Annotated in this window: 22 protein-coding genes; 12 read left to right on the top strand and 10 right to left on the bottom strand. The window is 36.6% G+C overall.

The window, feature by feature from the left end; all coding sequences use genetic code 11:
• Positions 1-2 precede the first annotated feature (2 nt).
• The 5 genes from B0E34_RS07235 to B0E34_RS07215 all read right to left on the bottom strand — a co-directional run bounded on the left by B0E34_RS07235 (position 3) and on the right by B0E34_RS07215 (position 6,057).
• A complete protein-coding gene (locus B0E34_RS07235; protein ID WP_076394112.1) occupies positions 3-491 on the bottom strand; it encodes a hypothetical protein in 489 nt (162 codons plus the stop codon).
• Between the two features lie 121 nt (positions 492-612).
• Positions 613-1,398, bottom strand: a complete 786-nt coding sequence (locus tag B0E34_RS07230; protein WP_087708232.1) for a (Fe-S)-binding protein — start codon at positions 1,396-1,398, stop codon at positions 613-615.
• Between the two features lie 85 nt (positions 1,399-1,483).
• Complete coding sequence (locus B0E34_RS07225; RefSeq protein WP_087708230.1) at positions 1,484-2,821, bottom strand: 4Fe-4S dicluster domain-containing protein; 1,338 nt, start codon at positions 2,819-2,821, stop codon at positions 1,484-1,486.
• Between the two features lie 11 nt (positions 2,822-2,832).
• Positions 2,833-3,783: an MlaD family protein gene (locus B0E34_RS07220; protein WP_076393774.1), complete on the bottom strand. Its 951-nt coding sequence runs from the start codon at positions 3,781-3,783 to the stop codon at positions 2,833-2,835.
• Positions 3,784-3,909: 126 nt separating this feature from the next.
• Positions 3,910-6,057, bottom strand: coding sequence for a peptidylprolyl isomerase (locus tag B0E34_RS07215; RefSeq protein WP_087708228.1), 2,148 nt, complete (start codon positions 6,055-6,057; stop codon positions 3,910-3,912).
• Positions 6,058-6,315: 258 nt separating this feature from the next.
• Here B0E34_RS07215 and lon point away from each other — a divergent pair, with 258 nt between their 5' ends.
• Positions 6,316-8,721 carry an endopeptidase La gene (gene lon / locus B0E34_RS07210; protein WP_087708226.1) on the top strand — a complete coding sequence of 802 codons (2,406 nt, stop codon included), beginning with the start codon at positions 6,316-6,318 and terminating at the stop codon, positions 8,719-8,721.
• Between the two features lie 186 nt (positions 8,722-8,907).
• Complete coding sequence (locus B0E34_RS07205; RefSeq protein ID WP_087708225.1) at positions 8,908-10,020, top strand: AI-2E family transporter; 1,113 nt, start codon at positions 8,908-8,910, stop codon at positions 10,018-10,020.
• A 54-nt stretch (positions 10,021-10,074) separates the two neighbouring features.
• Here B0E34_RS07205 and B0E34_RS07200 read toward each other — a convergent pair whose 3' ends face one another.
• Positions 10,075-10,323, bottom strand: coding sequence for a bacteriocin-like protein (locus B0E34_RS07200; RefSeq protein WP_087708224.1), 249 nt, complete (start codon positions 10,321-10,323; stop codon positions 10,075-10,077).
• A 198-nt stretch (positions 10,324-10,521) separates the two neighbouring features.
• A complete protein-coding gene (locus B0E34_RS07195) occupies positions 10,522-11,880 on the bottom strand; it encodes an acyl-CoA dehydrogenase family protein (RefSeq protein ID WP_087708222.1) in 1,359 nt (452 codons plus the stop codon).
• Positions 11,881-12,086: 206 nt separating this feature from the next.
• Between B0E34_RS07195 and B0E34_RS07190 the strand changes: the two genes are divergently transcribed.
• A complete protein-coding gene (locus B0E34_RS07190) occupies positions 12,087-12,995 on the top strand; it encodes a DUF4349 domain-containing protein (RefSeq protein ID WP_087708221.1) in 909 nt (302 codons plus the stop codon).
• 73 nt (positions 12,996-13,068) lie between these two features.
• Here B0E34_RS07190 and B0E34_RS07185 read toward each other — a convergent pair whose 3' ends face one another.
• Positions 13,069-14,496 (bottom strand): glycoside hydrolase family 125 protein, encoded by a 1,428-nt coding sequence (locus B0E34_RS07185; protein ID WP_371263847.1) that lies wholly within the window; start codon positions 14,494-14,496, stop codon positions 13,069-13,071.
• 204 nt (positions 14,497-14,700) lie between these two features.
• Between B0E34_RS07185 and pgi the strand changes: the two genes are divergently transcribed.
• The 9 genes from pgi to B0E34_RS07140 all read left to right on the top strand — a co-directional run bounded on the left by pgi (position 14,701) and on the right by B0E34_RS07140 (position 22,121).
• Complete coding sequence (pgi, locus tag B0E34_RS07180; protein WP_087708217.1) at positions 14,701-16,341, top strand: glucose-6-phosphate isomerase; 1,641 nt, start codon at positions 14,701-14,703, stop codon at positions 16,339-16,341.
• A gap of 43 nt (positions 16,342-16,384) precedes the next feature.
• Positions 16,385-16,603, top strand: coding sequence for a hypothetical protein (locus B0E34_RS07175; protein ID WP_087708215.1), 219 nt, complete (start codon positions 16,385-16,387; stop codon positions 16,601-16,603).
• Positions 16,593-16,883 carry a type II toxin-antitoxin system RelE/ParE family toxin gene (locus B0E34_RS07170; protein ID WP_087708213.1) on the top strand — a complete coding sequence of 97 codons (291 nt, stop codon included), beginning with the start codon at positions 16,593-16,595 and terminating at the stop codon, positions 16,881-16,883. Before B0E34_RS07175 ends, B0E34_RS07170 begins: the two co-directional genes overlap by 11 nt.
• A 29-nt stretch (positions 16,884-16,912) precedes the next feature.
• Positions 16,913-17,797, top strand: a complete 885-nt coding sequence (locus tag B0E34_RS07165; RefSeq protein WP_087708212.1) for a bifunctional 5,10-methylenetetrahydrofolate dehydrogenase/5,10-methenyltetrahydrofolate cyclohydrolase — start codon at positions 16,913-16,915, stop codon at positions 17,795-17,797.
• A gap of 6 nt (positions 17,798-17,803) precedes the next feature.
• Entirely contained in the window at positions 17,804-18,433 is a 630-nt protein-coding gene (locus B0E34_RS07160) for a 7-carboxy-7-deazaguanine synthase QueE (protein ID WP_087708210.1), read from the top strand.
• Positions 18,434-18,475: 42 nt separating this feature from the next.
• Positions 18,476-19,846, top strand: a complete 1,371-nt coding sequence (locus tag B0E34_RS07155) for an exopolysaccharide biosynthesis polyprenyl glycosylphosphotransferase (RefSeq protein WP_087708208.1) — start codon at positions 18,476-18,478, stop codon at positions 19,844-19,846.
• 106 nt (positions 19,847-19,952) lie between these two features.
• The gene (locus B0E34_RS07150; RefSeq protein ID WP_087708206.1) at positions 19,953-20,705 is read left to right on the top strand and encodes an MlaE family ABC transporter permease; all 753 of its coding nucleotides are present in this window, start codon (positions 19,953-19,955) and stop codon (positions 20,703-20,705) included.
• A complete protein-coding gene (locus B0E34_RS07145; protein ID WP_087708204.1) occupies positions 20,705-21,520 on the top strand; it encodes an ABC transporter ATP-binding protein in 816 nt (271 codons plus the stop codon). The genes B0E34_RS07150 and B0E34_RS07145 overlap by 1 nt, the downstream gene beginning before the upstream one ends.
• A complete protein-coding gene (locus B0E34_RS07140; RefSeq protein WP_087708202.1) occupies positions 21,504-22,121 on the top strand; it encodes an outer membrane beta-barrel protein in 618 nt (205 codons plus the stop codon). The genes B0E34_RS07145 and B0E34_RS07140 overlap by 17 nt, the downstream gene beginning before the upstream one ends.
• A gap of 39 nt (positions 22,122-22,160) precedes the next feature.
• On the opposite strand, the gene B0E34_RS07135 is transcribed toward B0E34_RS07140, so the two are convergent.
• Complete coding sequence (locus tag B0E34_RS07135; RefSeq protein WP_076393815.1) at positions 22,161-22,478, bottom strand: hypothetical protein; 318 nt, start codon at positions 22,476-22,478, stop codon at positions 22,161-22,163.
• Positions 22,479-22,567: 89 nt separating this feature from the next.
• Positions 22,568-23,374, bottom strand: a complete 807-nt coding sequence (locus B0E34_RS07130) for a M48 family metallopeptidase (protein ID WP_087708200.1) — start codon at positions 23,372-23,374, stop codon at positions 22,568-22,570.
• Positions 23,375-23,468 lie beyond the last annotated feature (94 nt).

The raw sequence follows: 23,468 nt of genomic DNA, 5'->3' as shown, positions 1-23,468 counted from the left end.
TATTACTTTATAGAAGCCGCCCAGCTTCTATCGAATGGCAAAAGAAAATTCCCTATAAATTCGAGATAGGTATTTTTAGAAAAATCAAAAACCTGAATGTCTTTAGCAATTTCTCCGTTTCTTACTTTTGATTTAAAATCATTCAACTTTAAGGTTTTTACTTCACCGTTTTCTATAAAACTCGCTTTCATTCTGTCGAATAATCCCAATTGATATTCTTCATCAATTTCTCTCATTACTTTCCCAAGCGCATCAATACTGCACCCTGAAGCCATTTCTTTCTCTTCATCCACACAGATGATGATAAACTGATTTTTTTCAATTTTAAAAGATGAGGAAAGCGGTTTTCCGTGTGCTGCCCAAGTCGCCAGAAAATCAAAAAGTTTCTCTGTGATCTGTTTGGCTTCTTTTGTTTCAAAAGGTCTTGAGGCAGGATATATTATTACTCTGTAGTCGTTTGCTTCTACAATATTAGATTCTTCAATCTTCATTTTGATCAATTTAAAAGGTAAAATTACAATTTTTTCTTCACACCATAATCCGACAAGGTGGAATTCTCACCAAACAAAAAACTCAGGAAAAATCCTGAGTCTTATATTTTTAGAAATATTCTTACAAATCTTCAGCTTCCGCTAAAAGTTCTACAATATCTTTCACGGCAACTTCATCATTTTTATTGAAGTGTTTCACACCGTCCGTCATCATCGTATTACAGAAAGGACATCCTGTTGCAATCACTTTAGGCTCGAAAGACAGAGCTTCTTCAGTTCTTTCGATATTGATGTCTTTTTTTCCTTTCTCAGGTTCTTTAAACATCTGTGCTCCTCCTGCTCCACAGCAAAGACCATTCGTCTTACAACGTTTCATTTCTACCAGTTCGGCATCCAGTTTTTCCAGTAAAAGTCTAGGTGCTTCATATTCTTCATTGGCTCTTCCAAGATAGCAAGGATCATGGAAGGTAATCTTTTTACCGCTGAATGCGCCGCCTTCAATTTTTAGACGCCCTTCTTCCATTAATTTTTTAAGGAATTGGGTATGGTGCATTACTTCATAATTTCCGCCTAAATTCGGATATTCATTTTTAAGTGTATTAAAGCAGTGCGGACAAGCCGTAACGATTCTTTTTACTTCGTAAGCGTTCAGAATTTCGATATTAGTTAAAGCCATCATCTGAAAAACGAATTCATTTCCGGCACGTTTTGCGGGATCTCCTGTACAGCTTTCTTCCTGCCCAAGTACCGCGAATTCAACGCCTATTTTATTTAAAATTTTGCAAAATGCTTTCGTAATTTTTTTAGCGCGGTCGTCGAAACTTCCGGCACAACCTACCCAAAATAAAACTTCAGGCGATTTTCCTTCGGCAGCATATTCTGCCATTGTTTTTATATTGAAATCCATTGTTGTCAATTTGAAAATGTGAGAATTTGGAAATTTGAAAATGCATTAATCCATTTTCAAATCTTCAAATTGCATAATTGATTAATTAGTCATTTGCCCAGTTCAGACGGTCTGCCTGATTGTATTGCCAAGGTGCAGCGTTGTTTTCTACATTCGTCATCATAAGATTCAGTTCTTGTGGTGCAGCAGACTGTTCCATTACTAAGAATCTTCTCATTTCGAAGATGATAGAAAGCGGATCTAGCAATACAGGACAAGCTTCTGTACATGCGTTACAGGTTGTACAAGCCCATAATTCTTCTTTGGTGATGTAGTCGTTCAACAGTTTTTTTCCGTCGTCTACAAACTTTCCGTTTTTATCAATGTTTTTGCCGACTTCTTCAAGACGGTCTCTTGTCTTCATTAAAATGGCTCTCGGAGACAATTTTTTGCCGGTAATATTTGCCGGACAAACTGCAGTACAACGACCGCATTCTGTACATGAATAGGCATTTAACAGCTGAACCTGATTAAGATCGAAAATATCTTCTGCTCCGAATTTTGCAGGAGTTTCTGCCTCTCCTTCTGCCGGAGCTGCGTAAGGATCTGCATTCGGATCCATCATCAGTTTAATTTCTTTCGTTACAGATTCAAGATTATTGAATTTTCCTTTTTCTTCAAGGTTTGCATACCAGGTGCTCGGAAAAGCAAGAATGATGTGTAAATGTTTTGAATAATAAAGATAATTCATGAAGAATAATATCCCTACAAAATGGAACCACCAAGCTGTTCTTTCAACACCGAATAAGAATCCGTTATCAAAACTGAAAACCTGAAGAAACGGAACGAAAATCATTTCGCTGATCGGGAAAGATCCTACTTTTACAAAATGATCGTAACCATTTGACTGAAGAATAAAGTCTGAAGCGTTCATGGTGAAGAAAGCCATCATTAAAGCAAATTCGATAATCAGAATCCAGTTTGCATCTTCTTTTGGCCAGCCTAAAAGCTCTTTCATCGTTAATCTTTTTACTCCGTAAAAATTTCTACGGATAAAAAATATCACAACGCCAATTACTACTAAAAGTGCTAAAACTTCTAAAGTAGCGGTAAAGAAACCATAAACGGTGTTTCCTAAAATGGTTGATAAAAACCTGTGCGTTCCGAAGATTCCATCCACCACAATTTCAATAAGCTCGATATTGATGATGATGAAGCCTACATACACAAAAAGGTGTAAAATTCCGGCTACAGGACGTTTTGTCATCTTACTCTGCCCCATTGCAACAGTTGCCATTGTTGCCCATCTTTCTCCTCTTCTGTCGCTGCGATTGATCTCACGTCCTAATCTGATGTTTCTATATATCTTCTGCAGACTTTTTACAAAAAGTCCAAAACCTGCAATTAATAAAATCAGAAAAATAATATTAGGGATATAATGCATGGTTTAAAAAATTAGTCTTTATTATTTTTTCCGAAAACGGAGAAGTTAACATATTTTTTTGGGTGCGCTTTCAAATCTTCGATCAAAGAATTAAGATTGTTTGAAGCGGCATTCAGGTTATTGTAAAGCTGATCGTCTTTCATGATTTTCCCTAAACTTCCTTCTCCTCTGTCGATTCCTGAAACCACATTATTTAACTGTCCTACTGTTGCATCTAAATTAGCGATGGTTGCATTCAGTTTTTTAGTATCGATGCTTTCTGCAAGATTTCCGTACTTATCCAAAGTAACTTTTCCGCTCTGCATTGTAAGACTTGCATCATCCAATACTTTCTGAAGTTTAGGATCGTTGTGACCCACTAAGGAATTTACGCTTCCTGCCGTAGTCTGTAAAGCGGCAACGGTTTTGTTAAGATTAGCCAGTAATAATTTAATTTCCTGTCTGTTTTGCGCATCTACAAGCTGATTGGCATTCGTCATCAGAGAGTCTACTCTGTGTAAAACAACCTGTAATTGATCTTTTACAGGACCTACCTGTGAAGAAAGGCTTCCTAAAGTTCCTAATTTAAATGCCCCTCTTAAAGTATCTCCGTCTTTTGCCGTTGGACCTCCGTACATCAGGTTAATTCTCATTTCTTTTCCTCCCATTAAACTCGGTTCAAAAATTTCCAATGTTGAATTTTTTGAGAACTCAAAATTGTTATCAACCGTAATTTTTACAAGAAAATCGATTTTACCGTCCTTAGATGTATGAGGAATGATTTTATCAACCTGTCCTACCTTTAATCCATTAATGGAAACAGGGGAAGATTGTGCCAATCCCTCGACGTTATCATATTGTGCGTAAAATATATTATCGGTAGTAAAAAGGCTTCTGCCTTTCATAAATTGAAAAAGCACCACAAAGCCGACAATGGCCAATAGTGCGATCACACCAGCTTTTAATTCTTTACTGAACTTCACTTGCTAAATTTTTTCTAATGAGCAAATATACTACATTTAAATGAATGTTTTTCTCTATTGCTCTGCGTTACACACAAAAAAAGCGGCAAAAACTTTGCCGCTTTTTATCTATCTGAAAAATTATTTTTATTGTTGCTGAGAACCTAGCTTATTCCAGATCTCGATTCTGTAATCTTCGATATCCGAATTGTCCTGTAAGCTCTTTAACCAAGCCTGCCCGAACATTCCGCCGTTTCTCTGGGTAACAGATTCTGTAAACTGTTTAAGATCTCCGGGCTGTTTGTTTGTGATCTCATTCTTTTTAATAAGAACATAAACTCCTGTTCCTCCTTCAACCGGCTTAGAAAGCTGTCCTTTCTTCACTCCGAATGCTGCTCCGGCAACTTTTGGCTCCATAGAACCTGCTACTGAAGGATTTAATAAGTTAACCTGTGCAGATTGTTTTGTAGTTCCGAATTGTTTAGCGATCTGATCTAAATTTCCTGCTTTCCCGATTTTCTCTGAAATCTGTTTTGCAGCCAGTTTATTTTTAACCACTACTTCAATCTGATCTCTTACAGATTCAGGATCTGCAGTTCCTTTTTCCTGCTTCCCGTTTAAGTAAACTACAATTTTATCTCCTGTTCCGTCTACTGTAAATAATTCAGTATCTCCTTTTTCTCTTTTCTTATCAAAAGCCCATGCAAGGATTTCCGGATCTTTGTCTGTTCCTAATCCCTGAAGCTGTCCGTCGAATCTCTTCGCCTGTTTAGGATTAGAGAACTGATAGTTTGCTTTTTTAGCAATATTCACGAAATCGTTGAAAGATTTCCCCTGAACCTGCTGAACGAATCTGCTTGCTTTTTTGTTTACTTCTGCTTCCGTAGCATCAGAAGGTTTAATTGCTTTTACCAAGTTTGCCACTTTGTAAGCCATTGCTCCCGGTTTTTTATCTTCAATATTGATGATATGATACCCGAACTGTGTTTCTACAACACCTGTCGCACCTTTAGGGTTTTCAGACAGATATTTTAAGAATTCAGGAACGAAAGGCGTTTCAGGAGTTGTCCATCCTAAGCTCCCGCCTTGTGCAGCAGAACTTGGATCGTTTGATAATTTAAGGAATTCTGTAAATTTCCCCGGATTTGCTTTTACAATTGCTCCGATAGAATCTGCTAACTTTTTAGCCTGTTCTTTGGATCTTGTAACACCTTCTCCCGCAGGACTTCCTTTAAAAGCAATTAAAATATGTCTTGATAATGTAGAATCTGAAGTCTTTTTATCTAAAAGTTTAGAAACTACATAAAAATTCTGCTCTTTGTACGGACCAAAAGTCTGACCGATCGCTGCTGTCGGAAGCTGCGCCTGAATCGTCTGAGGCAATTGATTTGGCTTCAGATACTGTGGATTGAAAGGCATATCAGAATTCGCCATGATAAACATAGAGTCATTCTTTGTATTCTGGAAGTTTTCAGAACCTCCGCTTGCATCGCTTCCTACAGAGAATAATTTATTGATTTCTTTCTGAGCCGCCGCATCATCTGCAGGACTTGGCTGAGAAGGGAAATAAACGATTCCTATATTTCTGCTTTCTTCCGCTTTGAACATTATCGGATGCTGCTTGATATAATTTGCTAAATCTTCAGTGGTAACTTTAATGTTGTTTTTTTGAAGATAAGCTGCATAATCTACTTTTACGAAATCGATATCAGCTAACTGATCTCTTTCTCTCATCAACTCTTCCGCTTCTTTTTTACCTGTAGTGATTCCTGTAGAAACATTAGCAAATACCTGTCTCGCCATCAATCTGTATTCGATCGATTTTCTGGTTTTCAACCACTGGTTGTAACCTTCCGGCGAAGCAGCTTTCATATCTTCTATCTGTTTTTTAAGCTCCTGCGTCTTGAAATTGCCTTTTTCATCAAAAAACTGCTTCTGCTGTGCAAACATCTTATCGTACTGGATCTGATTCCAGAAGTAATCGTCCGTCATTTCGAAGCCCATTTTCTCGAATTGCTGTTTAATCAGCTTCGATTGCACAAGCAATTGCCAAGCCTGCTCTTCAAGACCATTTTTTGGTTGACCTTGCTGTTCAGCCTGTTGTTGCAGTACGAAAAGTTGATCGTTAAACTCTTCACGGGTAATTTTCTCACCATTCACTTTTCCTAAAACATCAGGATTTTTACCAAAAACCTTATCAATACTGTCGGGGTTTACAAGGAACGCCAAAAGCGCCAGTGCAATTACTCCCATCAAAAGCCAAGGTCTACTCCTAATTTGTCCTAAAATTGCCATTATATAAATTATAGTTTTTTATCAGTTTGCGAAAATACACATTTTTAAGAAATTACGGAAATACAAGACCTTTATTTTAATTTTTAAAATTTAATTTTTATAAAAAGGAAATTTTGACCGTATTTTTTAGTAAAAAACAAATGGCATAAGTCTTGTGCATTTTAAGCACACATAATATGGACTGCCTTTTCAAAACATATTATGAAATTTCACGTTAACGAATTAAAACGATAATGACAATTTGTCATTCGATTTACTATGACAGAATTTGAAGATATTAGTTTAGAAGAAATGATAAGCGACGGATTTGATATTGTAGCTCAGGAAATCAACATTGATGACCTTGCGGAAACAGAACAAAATTCGGAGCAAAAGATATTCCCAATCCTTCCTGTAAGAAATATGGTGATGTTCCCCAACGTTGTGATCCCAATTACTGCGGGAAGAAAAGCGTCCATCCAATTACTGGAAGAAGCGCAGAAAAATGGCGATTTTATAGGAATCGTAAGCCAGAAAAATTCTGATCTTGAGCAGCCTGCCGAAAAAGATTTATACCAGATTGGGACTTTAGCAAAGATTATTAAAATCATTAAACTTCCGGAAGGAAATATTACTGCGATTACGAAAGGTTTCCACCGATTCAAAATTAAGAAAGTGGTTGAAAAACAGCCTTATTTTAAAGCAGAAATATCAAAATTAAAGGATTCTAAGCCTAAAAACAAGGAAGAATACGAAGCTTTACTGGAAAATGTAAAAGATCTTGCCCTGAAAATCATTGAGCTGGATCCTAAGATTCCGAATGCTGCGAATTTTGCCATCAAAAACATCAACAACAATGATGACCTGTTGAATTTCATTTGCACAAATGCCAATTTCCCTTCTTCTGACAAGCAAAAGCTTCTGGAAGAAAAGAATCTGATGGAAAGAGCCAACAAGTGCTACGAAATGATGCATGAGGATTTCAGAAAGCTGGAACTGAGAAACCAGATCCATCAGAAAACTTCGAAGGATCTTGATAAACAGCAGAGAGAATATTTCCTGAACCAGCAGATCAGAACGATTCAGGAAGAATTGGGAGGCGGTACAGAAGGTGATGTAGAGGATCTTATTAAAAAGGCGAGAGAAAAAAAATGGAGCGATGAAGTAGAAGAACATTTCCAGAAGGAAATCAACCGTTTGCAGCGTCAGAATCCTAATTCGCCGGATTACAATGTTCAGAGAAATTACCTGGATTTCTTTACGGATCTTCCTTGGGAAACCTATACCAAAGATGTTTTTGATATTGCCAAAGCGGAGAAAATTTTAGATAAAGCCCATTTCGGTTTAGAAGATATCAAGAAAAGAATTCTGGAGCATATGGCTGTTTTAAAGCTTAAAAACAACATGAAATCCCCTATTCTTTTGCTTGTCGGGCCTCCCGGAGTCGGTAAAACGTCACTGGGAAAATCTGTTGCTGATGCACTGGGAAGAAAATATGTAAGACTTTCTCTGGGCGGACTTCACGATGAAAGTGAAATCCGCGGTCACAGAAAAACCTACATTGGTGCAATGGCGGGAAGAATTCTTCAGTCTATTAAGAAATCCGGAACTTCCAATCCGGTGATTGTTCTGGATGAAATGGATAAAATCGGACAGGGATTGCATGGTGACCCAAGTTCCGCACTTTTAGAAGTCCTTGATCCTGAACAAAATAAGTCTTTCTACGATAATTTCTTAGAAATGGGATATAATCTGTCTAAAGTAATGTTCATTGCAACGGCAAATTCATTATCTACCATTCAGACTCCTTTGTTAGACAGGACTGAAATCATTCAGATTGCAGGCTATACTTTAGAGGAAAAAATTGAAATCGCCAAAAGACATTTAATTAAAAAACAGCAGGAGGAAAACGGTTTGGATACTAAATCATTCAAACTTGGCAATGCTGAATTAAAACATATTATCGAAGCACACACTTCGGAAAGCGGCGTAAGATCTCTGGAAAAAAGAATTGCAGGAATTGCGCGTTGGGTTGCGTTACAGACTGCTTTGGTTAAAGAATACGATCCTAAAATCTCCATCGAAAAAGTAGATGAAATTTTAGGTGTTCCTAGACCGAAAAGCCTGTCGGAAATCACAGGAGTTCCGGGAGTTGTGACGGGTCTTGCGTGGACAAGTGTCGGCGGAGATATTTTATTCATTGAAAGTATTTTGAGCAACGGAAAAGGATCATTATCCATGACCGGAAATTTAGGAACCGTGATGAAAGAATCTGCAACCATTGCGCTGGAATATATTAAAGCGAAACATGACGAACTGGGAATTTCTCAGGATGATATCGAAAAGAAAAACATCCACGTTCACGTTCCGGAAGGCGCAACACCAAAAGACGGACCTTCTGCGGGAATTGCGATGCTGACTTCTATGGTTTCTTCATTTAAAAATAAAAAGGTAAAACCTCATCTTGCCATGACAGGAGAGATTACTTTAAGAGGAAAAGTTCTTCCGGTGGGAGGAATTAAAGAAAAACTTCTGGCAGCTACAAGAGCGGGAATTAAAGAGGTTATTCTTTGTGAAGCCAACAGAAAAGATGTGGAAGAAATTAAAAAGGATTATCTGAAAAACCTGAATGTACATTATGTAAACAGAATGGAAGAGGTAATCGAAATTGCACTGGAGAAATAATTCAGACTTATCATTTAAATAAAAAACACGTCTCAGATTTGAGATGTGTTTTTTATTGTTTTTTTACTAAAGGTAAACAGCCTTATTAAATGGCATACATTTTTCTAATGAGTTGAAAAAGATTTAAAGGTTAAAGCACTTAACTCGAACGGTTTTTATTATTTTTATAGAACAGATTTTCACACCATGAATTTACTTCGACTTCCTTTTCTTGTAAAACTCACGCTGGTTATTATTTCCATCATTGGATTGGGATATCTTCTTGCTTTGGGACAGAGTATTTTAGCTCCGTTTTTTCTGGCATTTTTAATGGCGATGCTGTTTCTGCCGGTTGCCAATTTTCTGGAGAAAAGATTAAGATTTACAAGATCGATGTCTACCATTGCTTCAGTATTAATAATGCTGTTTATTTTAACGGGATTAATTTACTTTTTCGGATCACAGCTTTCGGATTTCAGCAAAGATATTCCACACCTTAAAAAGCAGTTCACCTCGGTTGCGGAAGACATTCAGCACTGGGTTTCCAGAACTTTTCACGTAAAAATAGATGAGCAGCTTAACTATATTGATCAGGGACTGAATAAACTTCTTTCTTCATCCGGCGTTATTCTGGGCTTTACTTTTGGGATTTTTTCCTCGAGTTTAGGATTTTTTGTGTTTTTTATTCTGTTTTTTATCTTCATTTTGAATTACAGAAGAGTTTTAAATAACTTTATTATTACCGTTTTTAATGAAAAACATAAAGCCAGCGTTCAGGAAGTGGTAGGCGAAGTAAGAGTGATGACCAAAAAGTACATTATCGGATTGTGTCTTCAGATTTTAATCGTTTCCGTCCTTACTTCTATTGTTCTTACGATTCTGGGAGTAAAATACGCCATTCTTTTAGGAGTTCTTACGGGCTTGTTAAATGTAATTCCGTATCTGGGAATCTGCATCAGTCTTTTGATTTCATGTTTTATCGCTTTTGCCACTTCTACTCCTTCTACCTGTATTTATGTAGCAATCGGATATATTGCAGTCCATGTTGTGGACGGAAATATTGTTCTTCCTTTCGTGGTAGGCTCAAAAGTAAAAATCAATGCATTATTTTCATTTATCGGAATTCTTATCGGAGAACATTTGTGGGGAATTGCGGGGATGTTTCTTTGTATTCCGGCAATTGCCATCATTAAAATAATTTTCGAAAGAGTTCAGGGACTTCAGCCTTGGGGAAAATTGCTGGGTGAAGAAGAAAAACCTGATAAAAAGAAGAAAACCTATAAAATCTCCAAGAACATTACTTTAAAGGAAATGGATTGATTATCAAGCATTAACTATAAAAAAGAAAGCCTTCAGAATTGAAGGCTTTTATTTTTACAATGCACAAAGAGGCTGTAATCCGTTTGGACAAAGTGCTGTACAATAAATATACTCTCCGCTGTCCGGACAATATCCTACAGGATCTCCCGGATTTCCCGGATCTCCTCCTCCGCCTAAACAAGGATCTCCCGGCGGAATTTTACAAGGGCATCCAACAGGTCCGATATCGCATTTTTCTGCACCACCGCCTCCTTTAATTTCTCTTAAATCTGCACGATTTAGTTTTTTAAGATTTTTCAGCATAATATTTAGTTTTATTTGTCTTGCACAACAAATATATTAAATCAATTCATATAATTCAATAAATATTTCTCAAAACTGAGAATTTATTTAAATTTTATTTTCTTCTAATCAGTTAACAATAATTTTATCTGAGTTTAATAAAAATTGTAGTATGAAAATCGTAAAATTGAGAAACAAATTGACCATTCACTTTTAATATTATACAAATGCACTGAAACCCGTAATTGATCTTCCTACAATCAGGGAGTTGATTTCTTTTGTTCCTTCGTAAGAATAAATCGCTTCCGCATCGGCTACAAATCTTGCCACATCATATTCCAGCAGAATTCCGTTTCCGCCCATCACTTCACGCGCTCTGGAAACAATATCTCTGGTTCTCATGGTACAGAAAACTTTGGCTAAAGAAGCGTGCTCATCTTTTAAAATTCCTTCATCCTGCATTTCAGAAAGCCTGAAAACCATGGTCTGCATTGCCGTAAGATTGGAAAGCATTTCTACCAGATGTCCCTGAATCATCTGGAAGGAAGCAATCGGTTTCCCGAACTGCTCTCTTTTTCTGGTGTAATCCAACGCACTTTCATACGCTCCTCTTGCACATCCTGTAGCCATCCATGCTACTCCAGCTCTCGTCATTTGCAAAACTTTTGCGGTGTCTTTAAAGGAATTGGCATTCTGCAACCTGTTTTCTTCTGTCACCAAACAATCTTTCAGCGTAATCAAACCATTCTGAACAATTCTCAACGCCATTTTTCCTTTGATTTTCTCAACAGAATACCCCGGATTGTCTTTTTCAACAATAAATCCTTTCACTTCTCCATCATCAAGATCTCTTGCCCAAATAATAATTAAATCTGCAAACGTTGCATTTCCGATCCATTTTTTCTGTCCGTTCAGAATCCAGCCTTCAGGTGTTTTTTTGCAGGTTACCGTTAATCCTCCCGCTGCTCCGGAACCTACTTCGGGTTCTGTTAATCCAAAGGCTCCGATTTTTTCAAACTTCTGCATCTGTGGAAGCCATTTCTGTTTTTGCTCTTCGGAACCGCAGATATAAATGGAACCCATCGACAAACCGGACTGCACTCCGAAAAAGGTAGCAATGGAAGCATCAATTCTAGCCATTTCCATCGCAATAACACCTTCCATTAGAAAAGGCATTCCGGGACAGCCGTACCCTTCGTAAGTAACTCCGCAGATATTCAGTTTTTGAAATTTTGGAATCAGTTCGTGAGGAAATTCATCACGCAGCCAATAGTGATTAACAAGCGGTTTTACTTCTTTTTCCATGAACGCTCTCACTTTTAACTGAATTTCCCGCTGTTCAGGACTTAATGTGTGATAGATGTCGTAGAAATCGCCGTCTATATCAGGAAGCTCTTTCTTCTTTTTATTCGGATCGAGCATTTTCATCATTCCGTTAAGCTGTTTATCGTCTAATTTGGAGAAATTTTCCATCAGCTTGGGAAGATTTACCTTTTGAGAAATAGCACTTAACTGATCAAAATCTATGGATCTGAATAATTCTATGGCGTTTCGGATTTTGGAAAAAGTATTTGACATAATAATTTGTTGTGTTTGATTTGTAAAAGAACAGCAAAAATTACTCCGAAAATGAGGTAGCTGAATAGCCCACAATTTACAAAACAATGAATTACAACCACTTAAAACAGAATTTCTCTTTACAGAATTTTTACGTTTCATTTTCAAATATTACAAATGATTCTGTCTGAACTTTGGGATAAGCAAAACATTAAAAATCTATATCTATGAAAACGAAGTACATCAGACTAAGCATCGCAACAGCACTTTTACTGGGAATTTATTCATGCAAAAAAGGAGAAGTTTCTTCCGAAAATCTTGAAAAATATGCATCTGCTGATTCAGCAATAGCAATATCTTCAGACAGTGTTTCTTCTGTGGCAACCATGAAAGTAAAAGACAAGCAGTTCATTAAAACCGCAGACGTGAATATGGAAGTAAAAGATGTCTATGACGCGACCATATCCATTGAAAAATCCGTTCAGGAATTGGGAGGCTTCGTAACGCACAGCGACCTGAAAAGCAATGTGGTTTCTGAGGAAACCTACAATACATCGGATGAACAGGCAATGCTGATAAAAAAATATCAGTCCGAAAATGCCATGCAGGTAAGAGTTCCTACAGAAAAATTGGGCGAACTGCTCACTTTAATTAACAATAAAAAACTGTTCCTGAATGCAAGATCGATTAATGCGGAAGATGTAACGGCAAATATTAAATATTCTGCTCTGGAAGCTCAGCGAAACAAAAAAACAACCAACAATATTGCTCAGATGAAGGTAAATAAAGACAAAGTAACCATGAGCGATGAAAATATGAAAGAAGGAAACAGCCAGCAACTGGAAAGCATGAATATGACGGACATGTTGAAATACAGCACCGTTGATATTTACATCAAAGAACCCAAAATACGAGTCGCAGAAATTGCAGTTACCAACACACAAAGCATAGACGATAAGTACAAATTTGATTTTCTGTACAGCGCAAAATCAGCTTTCGTGGAAGGATATTATCTGATCCAGAAAATTGTAGTAGGACTCATCACAGTCTGGCCAATTATATTAATAGGAATTGCTGTTGTTTATTTCGTAAGAAAAAGAAAACCTGCTAAAAAACAGCCTACCACAGAAATTTAGCAATCCTAACTTCGGTTATCTATATATTTTAAATTTTACAATAAACCTTCGGTAAATCCGGAGGTTTTTATGCTTACAACTTTCTTTTCAGGATTTCCGGTTTTGTTGTATGGAGATGAAGAATCAATTCTCCAAACAATGTATTTGCCCATGCAAACCAAGCTCTTGTAAAGTCTTTCGGATTATCTACATCAAAAGATTCGTGGATAAATCCGGTTCCGGCATGAGTGGCTTTCAGCATTTTTAAGCAGGAAACAATTTCCTCATCATTATCAGTTGTCAAAGCCTGCATAATCAAACCCAAAGGCCAGATTTTATGCTCTCCGATGTGCGGTCCGCCAATTCCTTTGGCAAATTCACCCTCGCTAAACCACGGATTTGCTTTACTTAAAGAAAATTTTCGGGTATTTTTATAGATTTCGTCTTCTTTGGATCTGTAACCCAAATACGGAATGGATAATAAATTCGGGACATTGGCATCATCCATAAATAAAGCATTTCCGAAACCATCGATTTCCAAGGCATAAATTTTCCCAGCTTCCGGATGATTTAAAACTGCATATTTCTGAATGGCTTCATCCACTTCTTCAGCTAAATTTTTAAACTGAGCGGCGGTATTTTCATCTTTAAAAATTTCAGAAAAAATTTCCGCAGTCTCCCTCAAAGAAACCACAGCAAACATATTGGAAGAAATTAAAAACGGATAAAAAGTCGCATCATCCGAAGGCCTGAACATTGAATGAATCAGCCCCACTTTCTTTGTAGGATTTCCATAACCTCCGGCAAATTGTGTGTCCAGAGGATTTCCGTTAGATCGCTGAAATTTATATGGCCCTTTTGAATCTTTTCGCTGCTGTTCTTTAAAAGTCTGCAAAATTAAAAGCATCGCTTTTTTCCAGTCGGAATCAAAAACGGAAGAATCTCCTGTTATTTTCCAATAATTGTAAGATAATCTCATAACATAGCAAAGTGAATCGATCTCCCATTTTCTTTCATGAATTCCGGGTTTCATCTGGGTAGAATCATTTTTCCATTCACTTACTTTATTGGCATCATTGAAAAATGCATTGGCATAAGAATCAAGAAGAACGCATTCAACCTGCTTATTAATGACGCCTTTCAGAAGATTTTTCAGTTTTTCATCTTCGTTAGCGAGACTTAAATACGGATAAACCTGCGCGGAAGAATCCCGAAGCCACATCGCATTAATATCTCCTGTGATCACATACGTGTAAGGTTTATTGTTTTTCTGGTAAAATTTTACCGTGGTATCTAAAGTATTCGGAAAACAGTTTTCAAACATCCACGCCAATTCTTCATCAGCAATTGATTTTTTGATGGTCTTAATGGTTTTCTCAACAGCCTCAGAAGTAAATTTCCTTTCGCTCAAGGGCGGTCTTTTAGAGACATAATCGTTTGCAAATAAAAAGCTTGCAGAAACAGGCAAAGCAAAAAATCCTACTCCCAAAGATGACTTTTTAATAAAATTTCTTCTGTTCAGCATGATGTCATGAAATATTATGCCTAAAAATAAGCATTTTAAATTTTAAAAATTCATTTGTTACTCAACATACATTTGATTTTTAATCATCCATTAATATGATTGAACTAAAATTCCGTAAATTTGCAAATCAATAATTTTACATGAGGATTTGGAATTCAACAATCCTGAATCCGAAGTCACAAAACCTTAATTTCTAAAGATATGTTATCAAAAATAAATCCTACTCAAACCAATAGCTGGAAAGCACTTGACGACCAATTTGCGAATAATGATTTCGATTTAAGAAGCCTTTTTCAGTATAATCCGAATCGTTTCAATGAATTTTCAATCAAAAGACCTAATTTTTTGTTTGATTATTCTAAAAATTTAATAGATTCCAAAACGAAAAATCTTCTTTTAAATCTTGCGGAAGAATGTGAATTGAAAGATGCGATTTCCAAAATGTTTTCGGGAGACAAAATTAACGAAACGGAAGGAAGAGCAGTTTTGCACACAGCTTTGAGGGATTTTTCAGATAAAGAAATTCTGGTTGACGGCGAAAATATAAAGCCTCAGATCAAAAGAGTTCTGGATCATATGAAATCTTTTTCCGAAAGCATTATTTCAGGGGATCACAAAGGTTTTACAGGAAAAGAAATTACAGATGTGGTGAACATCGGAATCGGAGGTTCAGACTTGGGACCTGTGATGGTCGTTTCGGCTTTGAAGCATTTTAAAACAAGGTTAAACGTTCATTTTGTTTCCAATGTAGACGGAAATCATCTGGCGGAAACTGTGAAAACTTTAAATCCTGAAACCACTTTATTTATCATTGCTTCCAAGACATTTACCACTCAGGAAACAATGACGAATGCCAATTCAGCCAAAGACTGGTTCTTAAAAGCGGGAAAACAGGAAGATGTGGCAAAACATTTTGTCGCTTTATCTACTAACGTACAGGCAGTTAAAGACTTCGGAATTGCAGAGGAAAACATATTCGAGTTCTGGGATTGGGTTGGTGGAAGATATTCGCTTTGGAGTGCAATCGGCTTAAGTATCGTTCTTGCAGTGGGTTATGAAAATTTTGAACAATTATTAAGAGGAGCTTACGATACAGACCAACATTTCCAGACGGCAGATTTTGGAGAAAATATTCCTGTTTTAATGGGGCTGATCGGAATATGGTACAGAAACTTCTATGCAGCAACTACTCATGCGATTCTTCCATATTCTCAGTATTTAGACCGTTTTCCTGCTTATTTCCAGCAGGGTGATATGGAAAGTAACGGAAAATGTGTGGACAGAAACGGTGAATTTGTAGAATATGAAACCGGACCGATTATCTGGGGAGAGCCGGGAACAAACGGACAGCACGCTTTCTATCAGTTGATTCATCAGGGAACAGAACTGATTCCTGCGGATTTTATTGCATATGCGAAAAGCCCGAATAAAGTTTCTGACCATCAGGATAAATTACTGGCGAACTTTTTTGCTCAGACTGAGGCACTTGCCTTCGGGAAAACGGAAGAAGAAGTAGAAGCAGAATTAAAAGCTTCAGGAAAATCTGATGAGGAAATTGAGTTTTTATTAAATTATAAAGTCTTCCATGGAAATACACCAACTAACTCAATATTATTCAACGAATTAACTCCTTTTTCATTAGGACAGTTAATTGCATTGTATGAGCATAAAATTTTCGTTCAGGGGGTGATCTGGAATATTTTCAGTTTTGACCAGTTCGGTGTGGAATTAGGAAAAGTTTTAGCGAATAAAATTTTACCGGAACTTGAAAGCAATGAAGCAGTTAGTTCTCACGATTCTTCAACCAACGGATTGATTAATTATTATAAAGCAAACAAATAAATTATTGCTGATTTTCGTTAATTTTGATAAAAAATACAAAGATATGAGTACCATTACCATCCATCTTAAAAATAAAGAAGAAGAAACTTTAATGGAAAATCTTTTGAAAAAGATGAAAATCAGCTTTGAAAAAAATGAGGATGATTTTGAGCTGACGGATGAAATGAAAAGGGTAATTGATGAAGCTTTAAAACAAGACAGATCACAATCGGTAGATGCATTCGAATCGTTAAAGAGAATTTCCGAAAAGTATGGCATTTAAAATTTTGGTTTCTCCAATTGCAAACAATAATATTGATGATGCCATTAAATATTATAAAATGCAATCTCAATCTGCAGCTAAGAGTTTTAAGAAAAAATTATTGGACGCTTATAAATCTTTGCAAATAAATCCTTTTTTCGCAGTAAAATATAAAGATGTAAGAGCAATTCCTTTAAAGAAACTGCCTTATTTAGTTTTATTTGATGTATATGAAAAAGAAAAAATCGTAAATATTCTCTCCGTTTTCTGCACCCACCAAAATCCGGAAAAATATCCATAAAAAATCTAATAAAAAGTAATAAAGTAAAAATGGCACAAATTCTTGACGGATTAAAAGTATCCAAAGAAATAAAACAGGAAATTAAGGCTGAAGTAGAAAAAATTCTTGCCAACAAGAGAAGGGCTCCACATTTGGTAGCGATTCTTGTGGGAAACAACGGAGCAAGTAAGGCTTATGTAAATGCAAAAGTGAAAGATTGTGAAGAGGTTGGATTTCAGTCGAGCTTAATTAAATTTCCAAGCACCGTTTCAGAATCTGAATTATTGGAAAAGATCGATGAATTAAATAAGTCGAAAGCAGTAGACGGATTTATCGTTCAGTTGCCTTTACCAAAGCAGATTGATCAGGAAAAAATCATCAACGCAATTGATCCGAGAAAAGATGTTGACGGTTTCCACCCAGAAAATTTCGGGAAAATGGCATTGGAAATGGATACGTTTTTACCGGCAACACCGTTTGGAATTTTAACCTTACTGGAAAGATATAATATTGAAACAAAAGGTAAAGACTGTGTAATTATCGGAAGAAGTAAAATTGTAGGAAGACCGATGAGCATTCTGATGGGAAGAAAAGATTTCCCGGGAAATTCTACGGTAACGTTAACACATTCTTACACTAAAGACATCGAAGAATATACAAAAAAAGCAGACATCGTAATTACCGCTTTAGGCGATCCTCATTTCTTAAAAGGTGAAATGATTAAAGACGGAGCTGTAATTGTGGACGTAGGTATTACAAGAGTAGACGACGATTCTCCGAAAGGATACTATTTGGCAGGTGATGTAGATTTCGATAGCTGTGCAGCAAAAGCAAGCTGGATCACGCCGGTTCCGGGAGGAGTAGGACCTATGACAAGAGCGATGCTGATGAAAAACACCATCATTGCTTATAAAACTTCGGTCTATAACGACTAATTTAAAATGAATTTAACAGAAGAAATATTATTAAAAGAAGGTAAAATGCTCCCTGTAATGGAGCATTTTTACACTCTTCAGGGAGAAGGAGCGCACACCGGAAAAGCAGCCTATTTCATCAGATTAGGCGGTTGCGATGTCGGATGCCATTGGTGTGATGTAAAAGAAAGCTGGGATCCTAATCTGCATCCGTTAATGAATGCGGAAGAGATTGCCGAAACCGCAGCTAAACACTGTAAAACGATAGTTTTGACAGGCGGTGAACCTTTGATGTGGAATCTTGATATTTTAACCGGAAAGCTAAAAGAACTGGGCTGTTCCATCCATATTGAAACTTCGGGCGCTTATCCTATTAGCGGACAAATCGACTGGATTACGCTTTCGCCAAAGAAAACAGGGCTTCCGAAAGAGGAAATTTACGCCAAAGCTCATGAGCTTAAAGTGATCGTTTTCAATAACAATGATTTTAAATTTGCAGAGGAACAGGCCGCAAAAGTTTCGGAAAACTGTACGCTGTATCTTCAGAGCGAATGGAGCAAAAGAGATGAAATGTATCCTAAGATTACTGACTTTATTTTAGAAAATCCGGAATGGAGAGCATCAGTTCAGACCCATAAGTACCTGAATATCCCATAAAAAATATGTAACTTAGCCTTTCGTATCCGTAATTGCCTATAGATGCAGAGAATTCGATACTCCAGATACCTGAAATCGATCATCGTTTTGCTTGACCTTATGGTTATTGCATCTATTTTTATATTCTTTTTCCTGAGCAGAAATGAAAGCTTAAAATACAATCAGGAAACATGGTATCAGAATTTATTTTCTCTGGCTTTATTATTTCTGTTCTGGATGCTTCTCAGCGGCAGAACAAAGATTTATAATATTCCGAGAAACCTTACTTATACCTTATTTTTAGAAAGGCTTTTAATTCATTTTTTGCTGTTTATTCTCGGCGTTTTACTCATCGGAAAAGTCAGTTATAATGTATTTTTCAATTCGGATATTTACTGGCTTTCGTTTTACCTGTTTTTCTTTATTTTCCTTGCGAAATCTTTAATCTATTTTGGAATTAAATACTTTAGAAGTCTCGGAATCAATCACAGAAATGTTATGTTCCTGAGTGAAAACAGCTCTACAGAAGTTTTAAAGAATATTTTAAAGGAGAGAAGAGATTACGGTTATAAAATTTTCGACTATCAAAATGCAGAAATCAATGCTGAGGAACTGATTGATTTCTGGAAGACAAACGGAATTCATACTTTATTTATTCCCACTGAAAATATATACAACGAAAAACAGGAAAGAGAGATTTTCAGATTAGCAGAAGCCAACAAAGTGCATATTTCCCTGATTCCGAGTATTGTTCAGAATAATTTTTTCCTGTATGATATTGGGTATATTCAGACACAGCCGATTCTCAATCAGGCAAAATATCCTTTGGATTATTATTCTAATTTTTTATTGAAAAGAACTTTCGATGTTATTTTTTCAGTAATTGTTTTGGTGGCAATCTGCTCCTGGCTTTTTCCGATCATTGCAATATTAATCCGTTCATCTTCCAAAGGTCCGGTTTTTTTCATTCAGGAAAGATATGGTTTCCACGAAGAAGTTTTCAGATGCATTAAATTCAGAACAATGATTGTAAATGAAGAATCTTCGACCAAAACCACTTCGGAAAATGATTCCAGAATTACCAAAATCGGGAAGTTTTTACGAAAAACCAGTCTTGATGAAATGCCACAGTTTCTGAACGTGTTGAAAGGTGAAATGTCTATTGTAGGACCTCGACCGCATATGTTGGCTGTAGACGATTATTACAAGCCTAAAATCGGAAGATACAGTTTAAGAAGTATGGTAAGTCCCGGAATAACGGGTCTTGCGCAGGTAAACGGACTTCGCGGCGATGCCGGAGATGTGGAAGTGGAAATGAACAAAAGGGTTTTGGCAGATGCGTTCTATGTAAGAAACTGGAGTTTTGTTCTGGATCTTGTAATTATTTTAAAAACGATTTTATTGGTGTTAGGCGGAGATAAAAATGCAAAATAACATTTTTTGGTCTACATTATGATATACTAAATTTAATATTAAAACGGAGCTTCAGTCTTGGTCTTAAGTTTCAATTAATTCAATAAAAAAAGTCTAATTTAGCAGAATGTTAAAAAAGTTTTTTACAGCAGTCGGAGAATATATTCTTCTTCTTGGTAAATCTATTCAGAAGCCTCAGAAAATGAGGGTTTTCTGGAAGCTGTTCATGAGAGAAATCAACGATTTGGGCGTCAACTCTTTTGGGTTGGTGATCTTTACTTCAATATTCGTGGGAGCTGTTGTTGCAATACAGATGTTCAACAATTTCGATGCTTCTTCGTTTCCGATTCCTCCTTCTTTCGTAGGATATGCTACGAAAGCAGTTTTGGTACTGGAATTTTCCCCAACAATTATCAGTCTTATCCTTGCAGGAAAAGTAGGTTCTTATATTGCATCAAGTATTGGAACAATGAGGGTTTCCGAGCAGATCGACGCTTTGGACATTATGGGGGTAAACTCTCCCAACTTCCTGATTTTTCCTAAAATTATTGCTTGTGTTATATTCAATCCTTTGCTTATTGCCATCAGTATTGTTTTTGGTATCGGAGGTGGATATGTTGCCGGGATTTTAACAGGAAACTGGACAACCAATGATTATGTGGTGGGTATCCAAATGTATATGCCTAATCTTTTCATTTATTATGCATTTACCAAAACCATTGTTTTCGCCTTCATCATTGCAACGGTTCCGTCTTATTTCGGATATAATGTAAAAGGAGGATCATTGGAAGTAGGTAGAGCGAGTACACAGGCGGTAGTCTGGACGATGGTGTTTATTATCCTTTCGGAATTATTATTAACCCAATTAATTTTAAGCTGATGATTGAGGTAAAAGATCTTAAAAAGAGTTTTGATCAGGTAGAAGTACTGAAAGGGATTTCAACTACGTTTGATAAAGGAAAAGTAAATTTAATTATCGGACAGAGTGGTTCCGGAAAAACGGTATTTCTGAAAAGTTTACTGAATGTGTATCAGCCTACATCGGGAGAAATTTTATTCGACGGAAGAGATATTAATACGATGACCAGAGAAGAAAAGCAGCATCTTCGTTCAGAAATCGGAACTGTATTTCAGGGAAGTGCTTTATTCGACTCATTAACGGTGGAAGAAAATATTATGTTTCCGCTGGATATGTTCACGAATTTAACATTCAGAGAAAAGAAAAAAAGGGTTTTTGATGTTATCGGAAGAGTGCATCTGGATAAAGCCAACCGAAAATTTCCATCTGAAATTTCCGGAGGGATGCAGAAACGTGTGGCAATTGCAAGAGCTATTGTCAACAATCCGAAATATCTTTTCTGTGATGAGCCGAACTCCGGACTGGATCCTTATACATCGAACGTCATTGATGATCTTTTGCTTGAAATTACCAAGGAATATAACACAACAACAATTATCAATACCCACGATATGAATTCGGTAATGACGATTGGGGAAAAAATTGTCTATCTGAGACTGGGAATTAAAGAATGGGAAGGAAATAAAGACGTCCTGATTACGGCGGGCAATAAAAACCTTATTGATTTCGTTTATTCATCAGAGTTATTTAAAGAACTGAGAGAATATCTGCTTGAGAATAATAAAACTATTGATAATACCATTACAAAAATAGAAGATAATGAAAAAGGCATTTAGTATCGCATTAATAGGTTTTTCTATGTTGGCTTCCGCACAGATTTCTCTGGCGGCGAAAACGAATTTAATTTTTCCTACGGGTTCTCCTTCATGGAAAAACATTAAAGGAACCGTAAACCAGGCAATTGAAGGAGAAGGTAAAAATAATGTAGGCTTCAATATTGGTCTTTCTTTAAAAGCGAATCTTCCTGCATCGTTCTTTTTAATGCCGGAATTGTATTATACGACTTTTAAAAGTGATTTTACAGATCCTGCATCCAATACTACTTTCGATATTAAAAATAACCGTCTGGACTTACCTGTATTAATCGGGCATAAAGTTTTAGGTGACTTTTTAGGAGTATATGTAGGTCCTGTTGCAAGTTACAACTTAAGCAAAGAAGATACTTTTAACGATTTTCAGGAAAATGCAAAGGATAATTTTACAGTAGGCTATCAATTCGGGGCACAGCTTGAAATTAAGAAGTTTCTTGTGAATGCCAAATATGAAGGTGCTTTCAGTAAAGATTCCAGAAACTTTATTAATAAAGTTTCCGGTCAGGAAATCAGATACGATAACAGACCTAACTTATTTATGGTAGGTGTAGGATATAAATTTTAACTGTCGAAAATAACAACTGATAAAAAAATCCTCAAATCATTAGATTTGAGGATTTTGATTTTCACGACTGCGAAGTTCTGCTTCACGTCTTGCAATTTCTGCAGCCTGCTGTTCAAGATCTTCCTTATCTTTCTGCAACTGCTTAAATTCTTTTCTTTTCTGTTCGGCTTTTATGGCACTTCCTTTACTTACATATCCTACCATTCCGCCGATAATCAGACCAATTCCAATTCCTCCTAAGATTCCCATAATGTGAGACATCTGAAGATCATTAATGGTAAAATTATTAGACGTTAGATAAAACAGCAGAATAGATAAGGCTAAAAGAACAAGGCCGATAATGGTTAAATTTTTCATAGTGCTGTGTTTAAGTGGTTAATTAAAAAGCCCCATCAAATCTATTAAAATTCAACAAGGCTTTTACTCAAGATTAAAATTCTTTATGATTACATTCTTCCTCCCGCAGCCTTATAATATTCTAAAGCTTTAGGCAAATTTTTATTAATATCTGAAATTCTTGTCTCAGGGTTCGGGTGAGTGGAAAGGAATTCCGGCTGTCTTGCTCCGGTAGATGCAGCTTCCATTCTGTTCCAGAAAGGAATTGCTTCTCTTGGATCGTAACCTGCCATTCCCATTAAATATAATCCCATCTGATCTGCCTCAGACTCCTGATTTCTTCCGTATTTCAATAAAGCAACCTGAGATCCAATTGGATAAACCTGCTGGAAAACGCTTGCCCACTGAGAATTAGAAATAGATCCTCCCAAAATTTGTCCGCCATATTGTGCGATCATAGCCTGAGAAATTCTTTCGTTTCCGTGTCCTGCCAAAGCATGAGAAACTTCGTGTCCCATTACTACAGCTAAACCATTTTCATTTTTTGTAACCGGTAAAATCCCTGTATAAACGGCAACTTTTCCGCCCGGCATACACCATGCATTAAGTTCGTTGCTCTGAAGAAGATTAAACTCCCAATTGTAGTTCGCAAGATCCGCAGAACGCCCGATTTGCTGATAATATCTTTCGGCAGCAGATTTTATTCTGGAACCTACGCTTACCACTCTTTTCGCATCTGCAGTTCCGGAAATCACTTTAGATTTTCCTAATGTTGTTTTGTATTCCTGAGCAGACATGGTCATAATTTCCGAGTTATTTGCAAGCTGCAGCGAAGATCTTCCCGTAATCGGGTTCGTTGTACAGGCAGCAACAGACAGAGCCAAAGCTCCTATTCCAAAAATGTGTTTTATTTTCATAGTGCGAGTGTATAAGATCAACCTTTACAATTTTTGTTCCAAAATAATTTTTAACGATATATTTGCATATAATTTGCTATTTAAATTTAACAAT

It is taken from the genome of Chryseobacterium mucoviscidosis (assembly GCF_002177115.1).
In the GTDB taxonomy this organism is placed as follows: domain Bacteria; phylum Bacteroidota; class Bacteroidia; order Flavobacteriales; family Weeksellaceae; genus Chryseobacterium; species Chryseobacterium mucoviscidosis.
Note: the sequence above shows the minus strand (reverse complement) of the source record. Positions and strands in the feature narration are given on the sequence as shown.

Bases quoted from the DNA above. Each gene is read 5' to 3' on its own strand.
- B0E34_RS07235 (WP_076394112.1), bottom strand. From the start codon at position 491: ATGAAGATTGAAGAATCTAATATTGTAGAAGCAAACGACTACAGAGTA.
- B0E34_RS07230 (WP_087708232.1), bottom strand. From the start codon at position 1,398: ATGGATTTCAATATAAAAACAATGGCAGAATATGCTGCCGAAGGAAAA.
- B0E34_RS07225 (WP_087708230.1), bottom strand. From the start codon at position 2,821: ATGCATTATATCCCTAATATTATTTTTCTGATTTTATTAATTGCAGGT.
- B0E34_RS07215 (WP_087708228.1), bottom strand. From the start codon at position 6,057: ATGGCAATTTTAGGACAAATTAGGAGTAGACCTTGGCTTTTGATGGGA.
- lon (WP_087708226.1), top strand. From the start codon at position 6,316: ATGACAGAATTTGAAGATATTAGTTTAGAAGAAATGATAAGCGACGGA.
- B0E34_RS07205 (WP_087708225.1), top strand. From the start codon at position 8,908: ATGAATTTACTTCGACTTCCTTTTCTTGTAAAACTCACGCTGGTTATT.
- B0E34_RS07200 (WP_087708224.1), bottom strand. From the start codon at position 10,323: ATGCTGAAAAATCTTAAAAAACTAAATCGTGCAGATTTAAGAGAAATT.
- B0E34_RS07195 (WP_087708222.1), bottom strand. From the start codon at position 11,880: ATGTCAAATACTTTTTCCAAAATCCGAAACGCCATAGAATTATTCAGA.
- B0E34_RS07190 (WP_087708221.1), top strand. From the start codon at position 12,087: ATGAAAACGAAGTACATCAGACTAAGCATCGCAACAGCACTTTTACTG.
- pgi (WP_087708217.1), top strand. From the start codon at position 14,701: ATGTTATCAAAAATAAATCCTACTCAAACCAATAGCTGGAAAGCACTT.
- B0E34_RS07175 (WP_087708215.1), top strand. From the start codon at position 16,385: ATGAGTACCATTACCATCCATCTTAAAAATAAAGAAGAAGAAACTTTA.
- B0E34_RS07170 (WP_087708213.1), top strand. From the start codon at position 16,593: ATGGCATTTAAAATTTTGGTTTCTCCAATTGCAAACAATAATATTGAT.
- B0E34_RS07165 (WP_087708212.1), top strand. From the start codon at position 16,913: ATGGCACAAATTCTTGACGGATTAAAAGTATCCAAAGAAATAAAACAG.
- B0E34_RS07160 (WP_087708210.1), top strand. From the start codon at position 17,804: ATGAATTTAACAGAAGAAATATTATTAAAAGAAGGTAAAATGCTCCCT.
- B0E34_RS07155 (WP_087708208.1), top strand. From the start codon at position 18,476: ATGCAGAGAATTCGATACTCCAGATACCTGAAATCGATCATCGTTTTG.
- B0E34_RS07150 (WP_087708206.1), top strand. From the start codon at position 19,953: ATGTTAAAAAAGTTTTTTACAGCAGTCGGAGAATATATTCTTCTTCTT.
- B0E34_RS07145 (WP_087708204.1), top strand. From the start codon at position 20,705: ATGATTGAGGTAAAAGATCTTAAAAAGAGTTTTGATCAGGTAGAAGTA.
- B0E34_RS07140 (WP_087708202.1), top strand. From the start codon at position 21,504: ATGAAAAAGGCATTTAGTATCGCATTAATAGGTTTTTCTATGTTGGCT.
- B0E34_RS07135 (WP_076393815.1), bottom strand. From the start codon at position 22,478: ATGAAAAATTTAACCATTATCGGCCTTGTTCTTTTAGCCTTATCTATT.
- B0E34_RS07130 (WP_087708200.1), bottom strand. From the start codon at position 23,374: ATGAAAATAAAACACATTTTTGGAATAGGAGCTTTGGCTCTGTCTGTT.